We start from the raw sequence: 15,741 nt of genomic DNA, 5'->3' as shown, positions 1-15,741 counted from the left end.
TGGACCGGCGTCGCCGTCTCCGCCGCGGCCCGCCGGAGTCAGGGCAGCGCGGCGACGGCCTCGGCGTACGCCACGCCGGTGGCGACGGCGGCGTCCACCAGGACCCTGATCTGCGCTGGCGCCACCCCGTGGGTCAGGTCGGTGGCCACGTCGCCGGCCAGCACGATCTCGGGGCCGAGGTCGTGCGCGTACGCCTTGGGCAGCAGCCGGTCGTGGTTCCACGCGTTGCAGAAGGCGTACGCCTCGGCGCGGCGCTCCGCCGGCAGTCGACGGGCTGCCATCGCCCGGGTGTGCAGCACCTCGCCGCGCTCGCCGGCCCGGCGGAACTGGATCAGCGCCGCACCCCACCGCCCGACCACGGTGCCGTCCTCGTCGACCACGTACTGATCGCCGCGCCGGTCCAGCGCACTGGTGATCAGATCGAGGGTGAAGCCCGTCACCTCGTGCTCGGGGTACGCGTCGGCGCCCGGCGGACCGGCGTCGTCGGTGTCGTCGGTGTCGGTCTCGTCGTCCCGCACGGGCAGCGGCATCGACGCCGGGACTGGGCGTTCGGCCAGCCAGGCCGCCATCCTTCCGGAGTGGTGACCGGTGCCGTTGCGGGCGTCGAAGCTTCCCGCCAGTTCGCTTGCCACGCCGAGCAGCAGCGCGCCGAGGGCGGCGACGTCGAGGTCGGCGGCCGGGCGTTCGCCGTACGCCGGGCGGCGCACCGTCCGTCCACCGAGGCCGGCGTCCCCAGCCAGCCCGCAGAGCAGCGCCCCGGCGGCGGCGAACTCCATCGCCGCGTGGTCGTCGGTGGGTTGGTCCAGCCGGGGCAGTTGCGCGGCCAGGATGGCCAGGCCGCGTTCCAGATGGCCGCCGAGCGCGCAGAACCTCAGGTGCGTGGCGAGGTGCGGGAACGCGGCGCGTTCGCGCCGGTGCCTCCGGTACGCCCGCACGTGTGCCGCCGCGGCCCGGGTCGGATCGCCGGCCCGCAGCTCGGGCAACAGCCCGGCGACCAGCGATCGCTCGGGCTGGTCGGTGCAGCCGTCCGCGGCGGCGGGCTGCCGCAGCTCGGTGAGGGCCGAGTGCCACTCACCCCAGCCGGCGAGCAACTCCGCGCGCCGGGCCGGGGCGCAGCCCGCGCAGCCGCCGGCCGGCCCGGGGCGTGTGCCGGCCCACCGCTGGTAGAAGTGGCGGGCGGTGGGCTCGTCGCCGAGGTGGTCGGCGATCCGGCAGCGCAGCTCGGCGACGGTCGGCGCGTCGGGTCCGTCCGCTCCCACCCGCAGCGCCAGGTCGTCGAGCAGGGCCCGGGTCTGGTCCAGCCCCACCCGGGGGGTGCCGAGCAGCGCCTCCACCGCGTACCGCTGGTAGCGCAGCAGCAGCGCGGCCTCCGCGTCGGTGAGCAGCCCGGGCCAGTGGTCGGCGGCGGCCAGGCAGCGCCGTACCGGCTCGACCAGACGCCACCGCTCGCCGTGCAGCAGGTACGCCTCGATCAGCGCGATCCGGGCGTCCACCGCGGACCGGACGTCCCCGGCGGCGTCGGCCCGCTCGGCGACCCGTTCCAGGGCGACCAGCCGGGCCGGGCCGTCGGGCTGGTCCCGGGCGTCGACGAGCGCGGCCACCAGCGCCGGAGCGCGGGCCGCGGCCCGGCTGCCGGTGCCCGACGCGCCGGGCTCACCGGCCCGTTCGGTACGGCTGCCGGTGGCCTCGTCCCGCCCGGTCATGCCGACACCGCACCGGGCAGCCGGCCGACCGCCATGGCGAGCTGGCACCCGGCCGTGATGCCGCAGTCAAGCAGTTGGTCGAGCTGGTGCGGGGTCACTCCGCGCTCCAGGTCGGTGATGACCTCGCCGCAGATCTGGACCCGGCCGTCGTCGTCGACGTGCACGAACGCCTTGGGCCAGAGCCGGTCGTGGTTCCACGAGTTGCAGAAGGCGTACAGGGAGGGCACCTGTTCGATGTCGAAGGTGGCCGTGACCATGGTGCGGACCTGCAACAACTCGCCGTCTGCGCCGAGGCGCAGGAACCAGATGAGATTGTCGTCGAAGCGGCCCACCAGGTCGCCGTTGACGGCCCGACCGACCGGCCGGCCCCGAGCGGCGAGCACCGCGGCGACCAGTTCGCCGGTCAGCGGGCGCAACGTGCCGGGGTGCCCGGCCAGCGGATCGTCCTCGAATCCGGGCGGCGCCATCGGGCTTCCCTTCTGAGGCGGATATCACGACCGGCGGCGGGGTCCGTGCTGCGACGCGCGGACACGACCCGGAAAAGCGGCGTTCTGCCCGGCCCCACCGTTACCGTGACTCTATGGCGGGCCGTACCTCTCAGGCGAGCCGGCGACGCGGCGCGTCGCCGCGCGGTGGCACCAACAGCCGTGCTCGTCAACCGGCGAAGAAGACCCGGGCGCCGGTCCGGCGGCGCACCACGCCCGCGCGACCGGGGCCGGCCGTCTACGTGGGCCGCGCCATCGGTGCACTGTGGATGGGCGTGGCCCACGGAGTGGGTTGGACGATGCGGGCCGCTGGCCGGCAGGCTGCCTCCGCCCGTGACCTCGACCCCGAGCACCGCCGCGACGGGGCGGGGCTGCTGCTGTTCGGGCTGGCTCTGCTCAGCGCCGTGGCGCTCTGGTTGTCCGGAGCGGGCCCGGTTGGTGCGCGCCTGGCCGACACGGTCCGGCTGTTCCTGGGTGCGATCTCCGTGGTGGTGCCGGTGCTGCTGATGATCGGGGCCTGGCGGTTGATGCGCCAGCCGGCCGACCCGGCGCACCGGGGCCGGGGGTTGATCGGTTGGGGCTCGCTGCTGGTGTCGACCGCCGCGCTGCTCCAGATCGGTCAGGACCCGACCGACCCGGTGCAGCGCGACTTCGCCGGCGGTCTGGTCGGCGCGGGCGTCGGTGGTCTGCTGGAACGCGCGGTCACCGCCTGGGTGGCGGTGCCGCTGCTGATCCTGCTGCTGCTCTTCGGCCTGCTCGTGGTGACCGCGACGCCGATCAACAAGATCCCCGAGCGGCTGGGTCTGCTCGCCGGTGGTCTGGTCGCCCAGCCGGACGCTGGCGAGGACGTGGACGAGACGGCGGTCCGTCCGGCGCGCAAGCGGCCCGCGAAGCGGATGCCGCCGCCGGTGGACCCGGACGACTTCGACGACCTGGAGGGCGCCGACCTCCAGGAGACCATGGTGCTGCCGCGCAAGGCGCCGGCGAAGGTGCCGGCCAGCCGCAAGCCGGCCGAGCCGCCGGAGCACTCGCCCGCGCCAACCCGGGCGGAGCAGTTGGCGCTGACCGGCCTGGCCGGCGACTACACCCTGCCGCCGGCCAACATGCTCAGCGCCGGTGCCGCCGCGAAGACCCGCAGCAAGGCCAACGACGAGGTGATCGCGGCGCTGACCGGCGTGTTCGACCAGTTCGACGTGGACGCGGCGGTCACCGGCTTCACCCGAGGGCCGACAGTCACCCGGTACGAGGTGGAGCTGGGGCACGGCGTCAAGGTCGAGCGGATCACCCAGTTGTCCCGCAACATCGCGTACGCGGTGAAGTCGCCGGACGTACGGATCCTCAGCCCGATCCCGGGCAAGAGCGCGGTCGGCGTGGAGATCCCCAACACCGACCCGGAGAACGTGGCGCTCGGTGACGTGCTGCGCTCGCGGGCGGCGACCAGCGACCATCACCCGATGGTGGTGGCGCTCGGCAAGGACATTGAGGGCGGCTACGTGGTGGCCAACCTCGCCAAGATGCCGCACATCCTGATCGCCGGGGCCACCGGCGCCGGCAAGTCGTCCTGCCTCAACACGCTGCTGGTGTCCATCCTCACCCGGGCCACCCCGGATGAGGTGCGGCTGCTGCTGATCGACCCGAAGCGGGTCGAGATGACCGGCTACGAGGGCATCCCGCACCTGGTCACCCCGATCGTGACAAACGCCAAGAAGGCGGCCGACTCGCTGGACTGGGTCGTCCGCGAGATGGACATGCGCTACGACGACCTCGCGGCAAACGGGGTCCGGCACATCGACGACTTCAACCGTAAGGTCCGCAACGGCGAGATCAAGGCACCGCCCGGCAGCGAACGGGAGATGCGCCCGTACCCGTACCTGCTGGTGATCGTGGACGAGTTGGCCGACCTGATGATGGTTGCGCCGCGCGACGTGGAGGACTCGGTCGTCCGGATCACCCAGCTGGCCCGGGCCGCCGGCATCCACCTGGTGTTGGCCACCCAGCGGCCCTCGGTCGACGTGGTGACCGGTCTGATCAAGGCGAACGTGCCGTCCCGGCTGGCGTTCGCGACCTCGTCCCTCGCGGACTCGCGGGTCATCCTGGACCAGCCGGGCGCGGAGAAGCTGCTCGGCCGGGGCGACGGGCTCTTCCTGCCGATGGGCGCCTCGAAGCCGGTACGGATCCAGGGCGCCTGGGTCACCGAACGCGAGATCGCCGACGTGGTGAAGTTCTGCAAGGACCAGCGCGAGCCGGAGTTCCGCAAGGACGTGCTGGCCCCGGCCCAGGAGAACAAGAAGAAGATCGACGAGGACATCGGCGACGACCTCGACCTGCTGGTGCAGGCGGTGGAGCTGGTGGTCACCTCCCAGTTCGGCTCGACCTCGATGCTTCAGCGCAAGCTGCGGGTGGGCTTCGCGAAGGCGGGCCGTCTGATGGACCTGATGGAGACCCGTGGCGTGGTCGGGCCGTCCGAGGGTTCGAAGGCTCGTGACGTGCTGGTCAAGCCGGACGAGCTAGAGGACGTCCTGGGCGGCCTGCGCGGCGACGTGGACTGACCCGGCGGGCGCTCTCGGTGTGATCGGGCACCATCGACCGGGGAAACACGACGGGCCCGCCGGCAACCGGCGGGCCCGCGACAGTTCAGGGCTCAGTTGTTGATCAGCGCGCCGATGATCACCAGGCTGATGATCGCGGCGACGACGCTGGCCACGGCCGCGTACCAGCCCAGCGGCTTGTCGCCGAGCACAGCGCCGACGACGCCCGCGATCACGCCGAGCACGCCGAAGATGATCGGGTTGAGCAACAGGGCGAGCACCGCGAAGACGAAGCCCACGATCGTGAGAATCCGGGCGGCGTTGCTGCGCGGGCGGGCGGTGCTGGGCATGTCGGCCATGTCTGCCTCCGGTTGAGAGCCTGCTGTGACAAATCGATCACTACCCACTCCGGGTGTCGATCACGCATGCCCGCGCGGCACTTCAGTGGTAGATCTTCAGGCCGACCACGCCAGCGACCACCAGCAGCAGGCAGAGAATCCGGGGCAGGCTCGCCGACTCGCCGAGCGCCAACATCCCGACCAGTGCGGTGCCGACCGCGCCGATGCCGACCCAGACCACGTACCCGGTGCCGACCGGAATATCCCGCAGCGCGTACGCCAGCCCGCCCATGCTCAGGACCAGGGCCACCACGAACACCACTGTCGGGACCAGCCGGCTGAAGCCGGCGCTGCGGTCCAGGGCGATCGCCCAGGCCGTCTCCAACAGTCCCGAGATCACCAGTACGAGCCAGGCCATCGTTCACCTCACGGAGAGCCCGGGGCTGCCGCGCCGGGACGAGTCGAGTCGGTACGTCACGCGGGGCGTCTTGGCCTGACCGGGTACGCCCACCACTCGTCCGGAGCGGCCACGGGCATCCGGGGCCACCACCGCCGACGCTAGCACCGGCCCCGGCGGCCGGGCCGTGACTCCCGCCACGGCCGTTTGACCTCTACCTCACTTCAACTTGCAGTATGGCCACCATGACCCTGCTCTACGCCGACGCCGAGGTCGCCGCCTTCCTGGACGCCACCACCACGGTCGACGCCATGCGCGCCGCCCTGGTGGCCGCGTACGACGGACGACTGGTCGCCCCACCCCGGGCCGCCGCCCCGCTCGGCGGAGGGCGGATGGTGCTCACCGCCGGGCACCTGGTCGGCGAGTGGTACGGCTTCCGCTCGTACGACACGTTCGGCCACCCGCAGGGCGAGCAGTTGGTGGTGCTGCACGACGCCCGCACCGGCGCCGTCCGCGCGGTCGCGGTCGGCGAGGAGCTGGGCTCACGACGTACCGGTGGGTTGGGTGGCGTCGCGGTCGACGCGCTGGCCCGACCGGACGCGGCGACCCTCGGGGTGATCGGCTCCGGCCGTCAGGCGTGGACCCAGGTCTGGGCGGCCGCCGCCGTCCGCCCGCTGCGCGAGGTGGTGGTGCACAGCCGCTCGGCCGCCCGGCGGGACGCCTTCGCCGCCCGGGTACGCGCCGAACTGGGCGTGCCGGCCCGCGCGGTCGCCGACCCCGGCGCGGCGGCGCGCGGGCGGGACGTGGTGGTGCTCGCCACCACCAGCGTGACCCCGGTCGTGCGCGCCGTCGACCTGAGCCCCGGCACGCACGTCAGCGCGGTCGGCTTCAAGCAGCGGGACCGCAGCGAGTTCGGCACTGACCTGCTGGACGCCGCCGAGTTGCTGGTCACCGACTCACCGGCCCAGGCCGCGGACTACCAGCCGCCGATGCTCGCCGCCGAACCCCCGTACGCCAATCGGTTGCGTGACCTGGGCGGCATTCTGGCCGGCGCGGTCCCCGGCCGGACCTCGGCGGACCAGGTCTCCGTCTTCTGCTCCACCGGCCTGGCCGGCACCGAGGTCTTCCTGCTCGACGCGCTGACCCGGGTGGGGGCCGCGACCCGCTGAGCGGCGGTTGCCGGGCACCTGCGTGACCACCGTCGCGCGGGATACGGCGGTCGGCAGGTCGCCCCGCGTGCGTGGGGTTCCCTGATCGGCCCGGTACCCTCGGATGGTGTCTGCCACCTCCCCTTCCGCTGCCGAGGGCCGCCGTGTAGCCCTGCTCACCCTGGGCTGTGCCCGCAACGAGGTCGACTCGGAGGAGCTGGCCGCCCGGCTGCACGCCGACGGCTGGCAGGTGACCACCGACGGCGAGGGCGCTGACGTGGTGGTCGTCAACACCTGCGGCTTCGTGGAGAAGGCCAAGCAGGACTCCATCCAGACCCTGCTCGCCGCCGCCGGGACGGGCGCCAAGGTGGTGGCCGCCGGCTGCATGGCCGAGCGGTACGGCAAGGAGCTGGCCGACAGCCTGCCCGAGGCGCAGGCGGTGCTGAGCTTCGACGACTACCCGGAGATCGCCGCCCGGCTGGACGCCGTCGTCGCCGGTGAGCAGGTCACCTCGCACACTCCCCGGGACCGCCGCGAGCTGCTGCCGCTGACCCCGGTGAAGCGACGCGACGCCGCCGTTTCGCTGCCCGGGCACGGCACCGTCGCCCGGACGGCCGTCGACGCCGACGAGCACACCCCGGCGCACCTGCGTCAGGTGCTGCGCCGCCGACTGGACACCGGCCCGGTCGCGTCGCTGAAGCTGGCGAGTGGTTGCGACCGCCGCTGCGCGTTCTGCGCCATCCCCGCGTTCCGTGGGGCGTTCGTCTCGCGTACGCCCGACGAGCTGCTCGCCGAGGCGGAGTGGCTGGCCAAGACCGGCGTACGGGAGTTGGTGCTGGTCAGCGAGAACTCCACCTCGTACGGCAAGGACCTGGGCGACCCCCGGGCGCTGGAGAAGCTGCTGCCGCAGCTCGCCGCGGTGTCCGGCATCGTCCGGGTGCGGGTGAGCTACCTCCAGCCGGCCGAGACCCGGCCCGGGTTGGTCGAGGCGATCGCCGGCACGCCCGGGGTGGCCCCGTACTTCGACCTGTCGTTCCAACACTCCAGCGAGCCCGTGCTGCGCCGGATGCGGCGTTTCGGCTCCACCGACCGGTTCCTGGAGCTGCTGGCGGGTGCCCGCGCGTTGGCTCCGGACGCGGGCGCGCGGAGCAACTTCATCGTCGGCTTCCCCGGCGAGACGCGGGCCGACGTCGACGAGCTGATCCGCTTCCTCACCGAGGCACGGCTGGACGCGATCGGCATGTTCGACTACAGCGACGAGGACGGCACCGAGGCCGCCGGTCTGCCCGGCAAGGTGTCCGCCGCGACCATCAAGCGGCGCTACGACCGGCTCAGCGCGCTCGCCGACGAGCTCTGCTCGCAGCGGGCCGAGGATCGCCTCGGCTCGACCGTCGAGGTGCTTGTCGACTCGATCGCCGACGGCATGGTCGAGGGTCGGGCGGCGCACCAGGCGCCGGAGGTGGACGGCTCCACCACCCTGGTCGCCCCGGCCGAGGGCGGGGTCGACCTGGCCGCGCTGCGCCCGGGTGACCTGGTACGGGCCACGGTGACCGGCACCGAAGGGGTGGATCTGCTCGCGGTGCCGGATGAGATGATCTCGGCGGCGCCCGGCGCGGCACGGTGACGGCGGGGCCGAGCGGAGCGGGGGAGCCAGGTGGCGCGATGCCGGAGACGCCACGGCGATCCGAGCGGGGTGAGGCGGTGACCGGGGCGACGGAGTCGACGCCGGCCCGGGTGGTCCCGCAGGTTCCCGTGCTCAACGCGGCCAACGCGCTGACCGCGCTGCGGCTGGCGCTGGTGCCGGTCTTCGCCGCGTCGGTGATCACGTCCGAGATGACCCACGCCGGCTGGCAGATGGCAGCCTGCCTGATCTTCGCGGTGGCCTCGGCGACCGACCTGGTGGACGGCTGGATCGCCCGCCGGTTCGCTCTGGTCACCTCGGTCGGCAAGGTCGCCGACCCGATCGCCGACAAGGCGCTCACCGGCGCGGCACTGCTGTTGCTCTCCTGGTACGACCGGCTGCCCTGGTGGGTGACGGCGCTGATCCTCGTCCGCGAGGTGGGCATCACGGGGCTGCGGTTCTGGGTGATCCGGCACGGCGTGATCGCGGCCAGCCGGGGTGGCAAGGTCAAGACCGCGCTCCAGATCCTGGCCATCGCCTGGTACCTCTGGCCGCTGCCGGCGGCCCTCGTCGCCGTCGGCCCCTGGATCATGGCCGCCGCCGTCCTGGTGACGGTCGCCACCGGCTTCGACTACATAGCCCAGGCACTCCGGCTCCGACACCGCCGCTGACCCACCGTCCAGGTCAGGCAGGGTTGGGGTGGGACTGGTGGGGAAGGACGGGTTCTATGGCGCGGGATTCTGAGTCTGGGCGGTTGACGGGTAGTCCCGCGGCCGCGGTGGTGCACAGTTTGGCGCAGCGGCACGAGACCCTCGCCACGGTCGAGTCGCTCACCGGGGGCCTGCTCGCCGCCTCGGTCGTGGAGATCGCCGGCGTCAGCGGGATCTACCAGGGCGGGCTGGTGGTCTACGCCACCGAGTTGAAGGCCACGCTGGCCGGCGTGTCGGGCGAGCTGCTGGCCGAGCGCGGCCCGGTGGACCCGGACGTGGCGGCCGCGCTCGCCGAAGGCGGACGGCAGCGCTGCGGCGCGGACTGGGGGCTCGCCACGACTGGCGTGGCCGGTCCGGAGCCGCAGGACGGCAAGCCGGTCGGCCTGGTCTACGTCGCCGTCGCCGGTCCGAACGGCGGCGAGGTCCGCCAGCTCGACCTGGACGGCGGTCGGGACCACGTCCGCTCGGGTGCCGTGGTCGCGGCGCTGCGGCTGCTCGCCGAGCGGATCCACGCCGCCGACGAAGCCGCCCGCGACGGCCTGGGAACCGCCGGCGCGGGGCACCGCTGAGGCGTTCCCAGCGATCCGACAGGCGGGGCGGGATGTCGGCCGGGCCCACACCGGGTACGGTTGCGGGAAGGCTCCGACGCTCGGGGCCGGCGCGGTCCGCCGCGACCGGCTGCCCGACGCCGGGCGAGAGGTATCCCTCAGGGGGAGGTGCGATGGTCCTGCTACGCCGAGTGATCGGTGACGCACTGCGGGCGCGCCGGCAGGGGCAACAGCGCACGCTGCGCGAGGTGTCCACCGCCGCCAACGTCAGCCTCGGTTACCTCTCCGAGATCGAGCGCGGGCACAAGGAGCCGTCCAGCGAGCTGCTCGCCGCGATCTGCGACGCGCTCGGCGCCCGCCTGTCCGAGCTGCTCCGTGAGGTGAGCGACACCGTGGCGCTCGCCGAGCAGTTGCCCGGGGTGCTCGTCCCGATGGCCGACGAGCCGGCCGAGGCCACGCCCGTCGGCGCGACGGCGGCCGTCGGCAAGAGCGCCAACCGGGCCGTCCGCCAGGTCACCTCCGATGGCAAGGTCGCCGTGTCGGTCCGGCAGGACTCGCCGCTGCGGGCCACGCTGCGCAGCACGCGGGTGCGCCCCACCGAGCGCGACCGCGATGTGGTCTGCGCCGCCTGAGTCATCAGTCCGGTTGACCATGGGCGAGGTGGCGCGGGCCGCGTAGGGTGGCCGGCAGGAGCCGCCGGTGCCCGTCGACCGTCCGGTACGGATGCCTTGCGGGCGTCCGACTGGGACGATGGAGATCGGCCGGGTCGCGGTCGGTCGGTCCATCCGGCCCGACCGTGGCGGAACGACGCTACTGAGGGGATACCGCGGAGATGGCGAACCCGTTCGTCAAGGGTTGGAACTACCTGATGGCGCTCTTTGGTGCCAAGATCGACGAGCACGCCGATCCCAAGGTGCAGATCCAGCAGGCCATCGAGGATGCCCAGCGGCAGCACCAGGCACTGGTCCAGCAGGCAGCCGCGGTGATCGGCAACCAGCGCCAGTTGGAGATGAAGCTGTCCCGGCAGATGTCCGAGGTCGAGCGGTTGCAGGGCAACGCCCGGCAGGCCCTGGTGCTGGCCGACCAGGCCCGCGCCAAGGGCGACGAGGCCGAGGCGGCGCGCTTCGAGCAGTCCGCGCAGACCCTCGCCAGTCAGCTGGTCTCCGCCGAGCAGGCCACCGAGGACCTGAAGACCCTGCACGACCAGGCCCTCGGCGCGGCAGCGCAGGCCCGCCGTGCGGTCGAGAACAACTCAATGATCCTCCAGCAGAAGCTCGCCGAGCGCACCAAGCTGCTCAGCCAGCTGGAGCAGGCCAAGATGCAGGAGACGGTCGCCCACTCGCTGGAGTCGATGTCGTCCCTGACCGCCCCCGGCAACACCCCGTCCCTGGACGAGGTGCGTGATCGCATCGAACGGCGGTACGCCAACGCGATGGGCCGCGCCGAGCTGGCCGGTAACTCGGTCGAGGGCCGGATGCTGGAGATCCAGAAGGCGACGATCGACTCGGCGGGCTCGGCCCGGCTGGAGCAGATCCGGTCCAGCATGGCGGGGGAGCAGCTCGGTGGCGCGGGCCAGCGCCCGGCCGTACCCCAGGCTGAGACGACCGGTTCGGCGAGCCCGGCCGGCGACCCGGCCGCCGCCGCCCGGCTGGACGAGCTGCGGGCCAGCATGGCCCGCGAGCGGGGCACCGGCGACCCGACCGCCGCCGGCTGAACGACTGGTCCGAGGAGGTCACGGTGGCAGACGAGCGGACGCGGTACTTCCGTCGGCTGGATCGGCTGCGCCGTTCGGCCCGGCGGTGGAGCGTACTGGCCGGAGGGCTGGGCGGTGCTGCGGCGGTGCTGACCCCGTACGCCGGCCTCGGTCTGCCGGACGCGGCCTGGGCCGGCGCCGCAGGCAGTGCGGTGGCGCTGGCCGCCTGGCGGTGGATCGACCTGCGCGGGCTCGCCGCCCAACCGGCACCGCCGGCCCTGGATCCGGCCGAGGCTGCCGCCCGGTCCCGTGCACGGCTGGTGGCCGCCGTCGAGCGACTGCCGGCCGGCTCGGGCCTGCTGGCCGAGGCCCGCCGGGTCCGCAACCGGGTCGCCCTGCGCGGCACCACCGCCGGGCAGCAGTGGGCACGACTCGACCGGGCCTCGCTGACCCTGGCCGGGATGGCGCCCCGGCTCAGCGGGCTGGCCGAGCCCGCGGTCCTGGAGGCCGCCGCCGCGGACCGGTCACTGCGCGAACTCGCCGAGCGGACAGCCAGCGTCGAACGAGCGCTGCGGCTCGCACCGACCGACGCCCGGCCCCCGCTCGCCGAGGCGCACCGCATGCTGACCGGCCAACTGGAGAGCGGCGTGGCGGCCTACGAGCGGCTGGTGGTCGCCGCCGCCGGCTATCTCGCCGAGGACGCCCGACCGGAGCCCACCCATCCCGCCGCCGACCGGCTCACCGAGGCGACCGACCTGCTGCACGGTGTGGCCTCCGCCCTGGCCGAGTTGCGCGCCGTCGACCGCCCGCTCCGCGCGCCCACCCGCTGAGCTGAGCCCCGCCCGCCCGGTCACGGTGGGGTGGTGACCGGGATCGGGCCGGTGTACGCCGAGCTGCCCACGACGTTGAACGACCGCACCCGGTAGTGGTAGGTCACGCCCCGGGCCAGCCCGGTGTTGGTGAAGCCGCGACCGGTCACCGTGAAGGTGGCGACCTCCCTGCCGAACGCCGGGTCCAACGCCCGCTGGACGATGAACCCGGCCCCCGGGCCGGCGGGTGTGTTCGCCGTCCAGCCCAGGACGACCGTGGCGGTGTCCGGCCCCGGCGCGCTGGCGGTGGCGCTCACCCCGGCCGGGGTGGCCGGCGCGGGCGGGGTGCTCACCGTCGCCACCGTCGACCAGGCCGAGGCGGCGCCCAGGTACGTGGTCCGGACCCGGTAGTAGTACGTGGTGTCGGGCGCGATCGTGGCGTCCAGGTGGTTGTCGCCGACCCTGATCGCCGTGGTGCCTGGCCCGCTGGTGAAGGTCGGGTTGGTGGCGCGCTGCACGTCGATGCCGGTGGCGAACGACCGGTTCGTCCAGCGCAGCGCCACCCGCAGCGGAGCGGCCGGCGGGATCGCCGCGATCAGGCCAGCCGGGGCGGCCAGCTGCACCGAGGCGGGCACGCTGTTCGACCAGGACGAGTAGCTGACCTCGTTCTCCGCCCGGATCCGGTAGTGGTAGGTCACCCCCGGAGTGACCGTCGCGTCGGTGTACCGGGTGGCGGCGGCCGCGACGGTGATCGTGGTGACCGCGCCGGCGAAGGTCACGTCGGTGGCCCGTTGCAGCAGGTGGCTGGTCGCGGACGGGCGTCCACCGTTGCCGGTCCAGGTCAGCGCGATGGCCGGCAACGCGGTGGCCGAGCCGGGCACCGGTGTGGCGGTCAGCCCGGTCGGCGCCCTCGGCGTCACCCGCAGCACCAGCGGCCGGTTCATGCCGAGGTCACGGTGACCGGCGAGCTGACTGTGCCAGCGGTACTCCCAACCCAGGTTGACCAGTTGGTTGACCACCACGGCGGGTCGCCCGTCGGCCGGGCTGACCGGAGTCGACCCGGTCCGCGCCCCGGGCGGGCGGCCCGGGTCGAGTAGCCGAACGCTGTCGCCCAGCTTGAACGGCAGCACCGGAGCGACCGGGCGCAGCGCCACCACCACGTCCTCCCGGGGGTTGACCCGGACGATCTCCTTCCAGCCCAGCTCCGCGCCGTGCGGTGGCCGCAGTGTGCCATCCCAGCCGACCCGGTTGACCACCTGCACGTCGCAGCCGCCGAAGCGCAGCGGCTCGGTCTGCCGGACGTTCCCGCTGATCCGCCAGATCTGCGTCCCGTCGGTCGGCGCTCCCACCGGTACGGCCGGGTCGGCGGCGAACAGCACCTCGGTGACCGGGTCGGTGGCGCCGAGCGGCAGGGTCGCCGAGGTGAGCGGCCCGGCCAGCGGGTGGCCGACGCCGAGCCGTCCGGCCAGCCGGCCGTGCCCCGGCTCGAAGACGTGCTGCGCGGCCTTGACCTCGATCGGCAGGGTCACCGGGACGGCGCCGCCGGCGGGAGTGAACGTCACCGTGGCGGCGTGCACCGGCACGGTCGTCTCGGCGGCCGTCCGGGTGCCGAACGCTGGGTCGTACGCCGGCTGCGGCACGATCGGCGGGCGCTGGCTGGCCGCGTACGCCACCGGCAGGCGCTCCCGCAGCCGGTCCAGGTCGTACGGCGGTGCCGGCGCTCCGGTCACCCGGAACTGGAGCAGGGTCCGGGTGTTCGGGCCGTACCCGGGCTCGGTGGGCGGCGGGCCGCCCTCGGCGGTCCGGTCCGGCGCGTCGGTGTGCTGGTCGTAGCGCGGGTCGAAGCCGGGCAGCGGCGCCGGGGCGTCGTTGTAGAGGATCAGCGTGCTGCCCGGTGGCACGGCGGAGAAGTCGACAAGCACGTCGGCGCGCTCACCGGGGGCGAGCAGCAGCGTGTGCCCGTCGACGTTGAGCACGGTCGGGTCGAGCCGGTCGTAGCGGTAACTGATCGGCCGGCTGGGCAGCACCACCGGTGCGGGCAGCAGCCCGGCCTCGTTGCCGATCTGGATGAACGCCGGCCCGGCGGCGCGCGGGTCCGGCACACCGCCGTCCCGTGCGTCGGTCGGCCACCCGGCCGGCTGGTCCGCCGCCCGCACGGCGGGCACCATCGGCACCTCACCCGCGTCCGCGTCGGCCAGACTCCCGTCGTCGGTCCACATCGGCGCGTCGGAGCACGCTCGGTAGAGCTGGAGGTTGAGGCCGCGGTCCAGGCAGGCGTTGAGGATCCGGAACCGGTACGCGCGGGGCCGCACCTCCAGGTACGGGTAGGCGACGCCGTTGACCAGGGGCGTGTCGCCGTACGCCTCGGGCACCGCGGACGGGTGCGGCACTCCGGGGCGCAGCGGCGGCTCGGCCGGTGCGCCCACCGGGTCGTGGTGCGGGTTCGGCACCGGGCCCGGCCCGACCAGCGGCGGCCCGCCGGTGATGTGGTCGGCTGCCGACCAGCCGTCCACGGTGGAACGGGCGTCGGCCCGGCTGCCGTCCGGGGCCGGGTTGCGCGACCAGGGGCCGTAGTCCCACCGGCCGGTGGGGTTCCGCCCGCCGGATCGGTACGGGTTCTGCCGAGGCTGGTAGACGTGGGGGTGCCAGAGGCTGCCCCGGGCTCCCCAGCGTTCCCGGTCCCAGGTCGGGTCCTCGGCGGCCAGTTGGGTGTCGTCCGGCACGAACGTCTTGTCCTCGATCACCAGGGGCAGTTGCTCGGCCGGCAGCACCCGGTCGGCGACGAGTTGGTCCTCGGCCGGGTCGGTGAGCAGGTAGAGGGCGAGTTGCCCGCCGTAGACGGTGAGCCGGGCCAGGCCGAGGGTGTTGTCGTGCAACCACAGCAGCCGGCCGCTCTGCTCGTTCGGGTAGTAGAGCGTCGTGGCGCCGGCACCGGGTGGCGGCATGTCCGGCACGTGCGCCAGATTGACCCCGGTCGGGTACGGGGTGATCTCCCCGGCGGGAGTGATCCACTGCTCGGGGTTGCCGGCGCTGGTCCAGCCGGTCTGCGCCCCGGCCAGGTGCAGCACCGCCCGGTTCTGCGGGTACGGAGCGGGGCCGTCCAGCGGGCCGATGCCGGCGCCCTCGACGGTCTCGTCGACCGGCAGGAACAACTCGCCGGCCCGGCCGGTGGGAAGCTGGTTGATGAACTTCACCCGCACCGGCCGGCCCCGCCGGGCGCGGATCATCGGGCCGAGGTGCCAGGGTCGCTCCGGGGGCGCCACCGTGTTGTGGCCCGACACGTCGGTGCCCAGGTTGAGCTGCCGGTAGCCGCGCAGCCGGGTGGCCGGCAGGTCCCGGTGCAGCCGTTGGGCGTACTCCTGTAGGCCGATCTCGTAGTAGTCGCAGCCCGGATAGCTGATCGTGTCGGGCACCGCCACCGGCAGGTAGCTGCCAAGGTCGGTGCGACCCAGCTCGCCCGGGGTCGGCAGCGCGTCGACGAACTTCCGCAGACCGGTGCCCGGCACCAGTTGACCGTGCGGGTCACGCGCCGGGCGAGGGCTGTACGCGAAGTTCGGCACCGGGCCGAAGCACCGGGGCGCGACGGCGGGGTCCAGGCTCGGCGCCGGGGTCGCCTCCTCGGGGGTACGAGCGGCCGGCACGGGCGCCGCCCGCCCGTTGGCCTCGTCGCTGCCCTGGGCGGGCCGGTCGAAGAACGTGGAGCGGAGTCTGCGAAACATCGCCATGGCTCTCCCCGGGGTCGGGGCACGAGAGTCGCCACC

The 15,741-nt window shown here is 73.9% G+C and carries 13 protein-coding genes and 1 riboswitch; of the genes, 8 read left to right on the top strand and 5 right to left on the bottom strand.

Annotated elements, in window-relative coordinates; genetic code table 11:
• Positions 1 to 38: 38 nt before the first annotated feature.
• Both ABZ780_RS10955 and ABZ780_RS10950 read right to left on the bottom strand, forming a co-directional pair.
• On the bottom strand, positions 39 to 1,703 hold the full coding sequence (locus ABZ780_RS10955; protein ID WP_357485636.1) for a YbjN domain-containing protein: 1,665 nt from the start codon (positions 1,701 to 1,703) through the stop codon (positions 39 to 41).
• On the bottom strand, positions 1,700 to 2,170 hold the full coding sequence (locus ABZ780_RS10950; protein ID WP_357485634.1) for a YbjN domain-containing protein: 471 nt from the start codon (positions 2,168 to 2,170) through the stop codon (positions 1,700 to 1,702). The genes ABZ780_RS10955 and ABZ780_RS10950 overlap by 4 nt, the downstream gene beginning before the upstream one ends.
• 113 nt (positions 2,171 to 2,283) lie before the next feature.
• Between ABZ780_RS10950 and ABZ780_RS10945 the strand changes: the two genes are divergently transcribed.
• Entirely contained in the window at positions 2,284 to 4,737 is a 2,454-nt protein-coding gene (locus ABZ780_RS10945) for a DNA translocase FtsK (protein WP_357485633.1), read from the top strand.
• 92 nt (positions 4,738 to 4,829) lie between these two features.
• On the opposite strand, the gene ABZ780_RS10940 is transcribed toward ABZ780_RS10945, so the two are convergent.
• A complete protein-coding gene (locus tag ABZ780_RS10940; RefSeq protein ID WP_112586600.1) occupies positions 4,830 to 5,075 on the bottom strand; it encodes a hypothetical protein in 246 nt (81 codons plus the stop codon).
• An 82-nt stretch (positions 5,076 to 5,157) separates the two neighbouring features.
• Positions 5,158 to 5,472, bottom strand: coding sequence for an SMR family transporter (locus ABZ780_RS10935; protein WP_357012151.1), 315 nt, complete (start codon positions 5,470 to 5,472; stop codon positions 5,158 to 5,160).
• A 59-nt stretch (positions 5,473 to 5,531) separates the two neighbouring features.
• Positions 5,532 to 5,604: riboswitch (guanidine-III (ykkC-III) riboswitch) on the bottom strand.
• A 92-nt stretch (positions 5,605 to 5,696) separates the two neighbouring features.
• Between ABZ780_RS10935 and ABZ780_RS10930 the strand changes: the two genes are divergently transcribed.
• From ABZ780_RS10930 to ABZ780_RS10900, 7 genes are all read left to right on the top strand, one after another.
• On the top strand, positions 5,697 to 6,620 hold the full coding sequence (locus ABZ780_RS10930) for an ornithine cyclodeaminase family protein (protein ID WP_357485881.1): 924 nt from the start codon (positions 5,697 to 5,699) through the stop codon (positions 6,618 to 6,620).
• Positions 6,621 to 6,723: 103 nt separating this feature from the next.
• The gene (gene rimO, locus ABZ780_RS10925) at positions 6,724 to 8,223 is read left to right on the top strand and encodes a 30S ribosomal protein S12 methylthiotransferase RimO (protein WP_357485631.1); all 1,500 of its coding nucleotides are present in this window, start codon (positions 6,724 to 6,726) and stop codon (positions 8,221 to 8,223) included.
• Between the two features lie 77 nt (positions 8,224 to 8,300).
• Positions 8,301 to 8,891, top strand: coding sequence for a CDP-diacylglycerol--glycerol-3-phosphate 3-phosphatidyltransferase (gene pgsA / locus ABZ780_RS10920; RefSeq protein ID WP_357012156.1), 591 nt, complete (start codon positions 8,301 to 8,303; stop codon positions 8,889 to 8,891).
• Positions 8,892 to 8,947: 56 nt separating this feature from the next.
• Complete coding sequence (locus ABZ780_RS10915) at positions 8,948 to 9,499, top strand: CinA family protein (RefSeq protein WP_357012158.1); 552 nt, start codon at positions 8,948 to 8,950, stop codon at positions 9,497 to 9,499.
• A gap of 152 nt (positions 9,500 to 9,651) precedes the next feature.
• Positions 9,652 to 10,110, top strand: coding sequence for a helix-turn-helix transcriptional regulator (locus ABZ780_RS10910; protein WP_357012161.1), 459 nt, complete (start codon positions 9,652 to 9,654; stop codon positions 10,108 to 10,110).
• Positions 10,111 to 10,310: 200 nt separating this feature from the next.
• Entirely contained in the window at positions 10,311 to 11,192 is an 882-nt protein-coding gene (locus ABZ780_RS10905; protein ID WP_357012163.1) for a PspA/IM30 family protein, read from the top strand.
• Positions 11,193 to 11,215: 23 nt separating this feature from the next.
• Entirely contained in the window at positions 11,216 to 12,001 is a 786-nt protein-coding gene (locus tag ABZ780_RS10900) for a hypothetical protein (protein WP_357012165.1), read from the top strand.
• 20 nt (positions 12,002 to 12,021) lie between these two features.
• Here the strand turns inward: ABZ780_RS10900 and ABZ780_RS10895 are convergent, their stop codons facing one another.
• On the bottom strand, positions 12,022 to 15,705 hold the full coding sequence (locus ABZ780_RS10895; protein WP_357485630.1) for a hypothetical protein: 3,684 nt from the start codon (positions 15,703 to 15,705) through the stop codon (positions 12,022 to 12,024).
• Positions 15,706 to 15,741: the final 36 nt, after the last annotated feature.

Source organism: Micromonospora sp. NPDC047467, assembly GCF_040643095.1.
Taxonomy (GTDB): Bacteria; Actinomycetota; Actinomycetes; order Mycobacteriales; family Micromonosporaceae; genus Micromonospora.
Note: the sequence above shows the minus strand (reverse complement) of the source record. Positions and strands in the feature narration are given on the sequence as shown.

Coding starts and splice junctions, on each gene's coding strand:
- ABZ780_RS10940 (WP_112586600.1), bottom strand. CDS start 5,075: ATGGCCGACATGCCCAGCACCGCCCGCCCGCGCAGCAACGCCGCCCGG.
- ABZ780_RS10945 (WP_357485633.1), top strand. CDS start 2,284: ATGGCGGGCCGTACCTCTCAGGCGAGCCGGCGACGCGGCGCGTCGCCG.
- ABZ780_RS10950 (WP_357485634.1), bottom strand. CDS start 2,170: ATGGCGCCGCCCGGATTCGAGGACGATCCGCTGGCCGGGCACCCCGGC.
- rimO (WP_357485631.1), top strand. CDS start 6,724: ATGGTGTCTGCCACCTCCCCTTCCGCTGCCGAGGGCCGCCGTGTAGCC.
- ABZ780_RS10910 (WP_357012161.1), top strand. CDS start 9,652: ATGGTCCTGCTACGCCGAGTGATCGGTGACGCACTGCGGGCGCGCCGG.
- ABZ780_RS10955 (WP_357485636.1), bottom strand. CDS start 1,703: ATGACCGGGCGGGACGAGGCCACCGGCAGCCGTACCGAACGGGCCGGT.
- ABZ780_RS10905 (WP_357012163.1), top strand. CDS start 10,311: ATGGCGAACCCGTTCGTCAAGGGTTGGAACTACCTGATGGCGCTCTTT.
- ABZ780_RS10895 (WP_357485630.1), bottom strand. CDS start 15,705: ATGGCGATGTTTCGCAGACTCCGCTCCACGTTCTTCGACCGGCCCGCC.
- ABZ780_RS10915 (WP_357012158.1), top strand. CDS start 8,948: ATGGCGCGGGATTCTGAGTCTGGGCGGTTGACGGGTAGTCCCGCGGCC.
- ABZ780_RS10935 (WP_357012151.1), bottom strand. CDS start 5,472: ATGGCCTGGCTCGTACTGGTGATCTCGGGACTGTTGGAGACGGCCTGG.
- ABZ780_RS10930 (WP_357485881.1), top strand. CDS start 5,697: ATGACCCTGCTCTACGCCGACGCCGAGGTCGCCGCCTTCCTGGACGCC.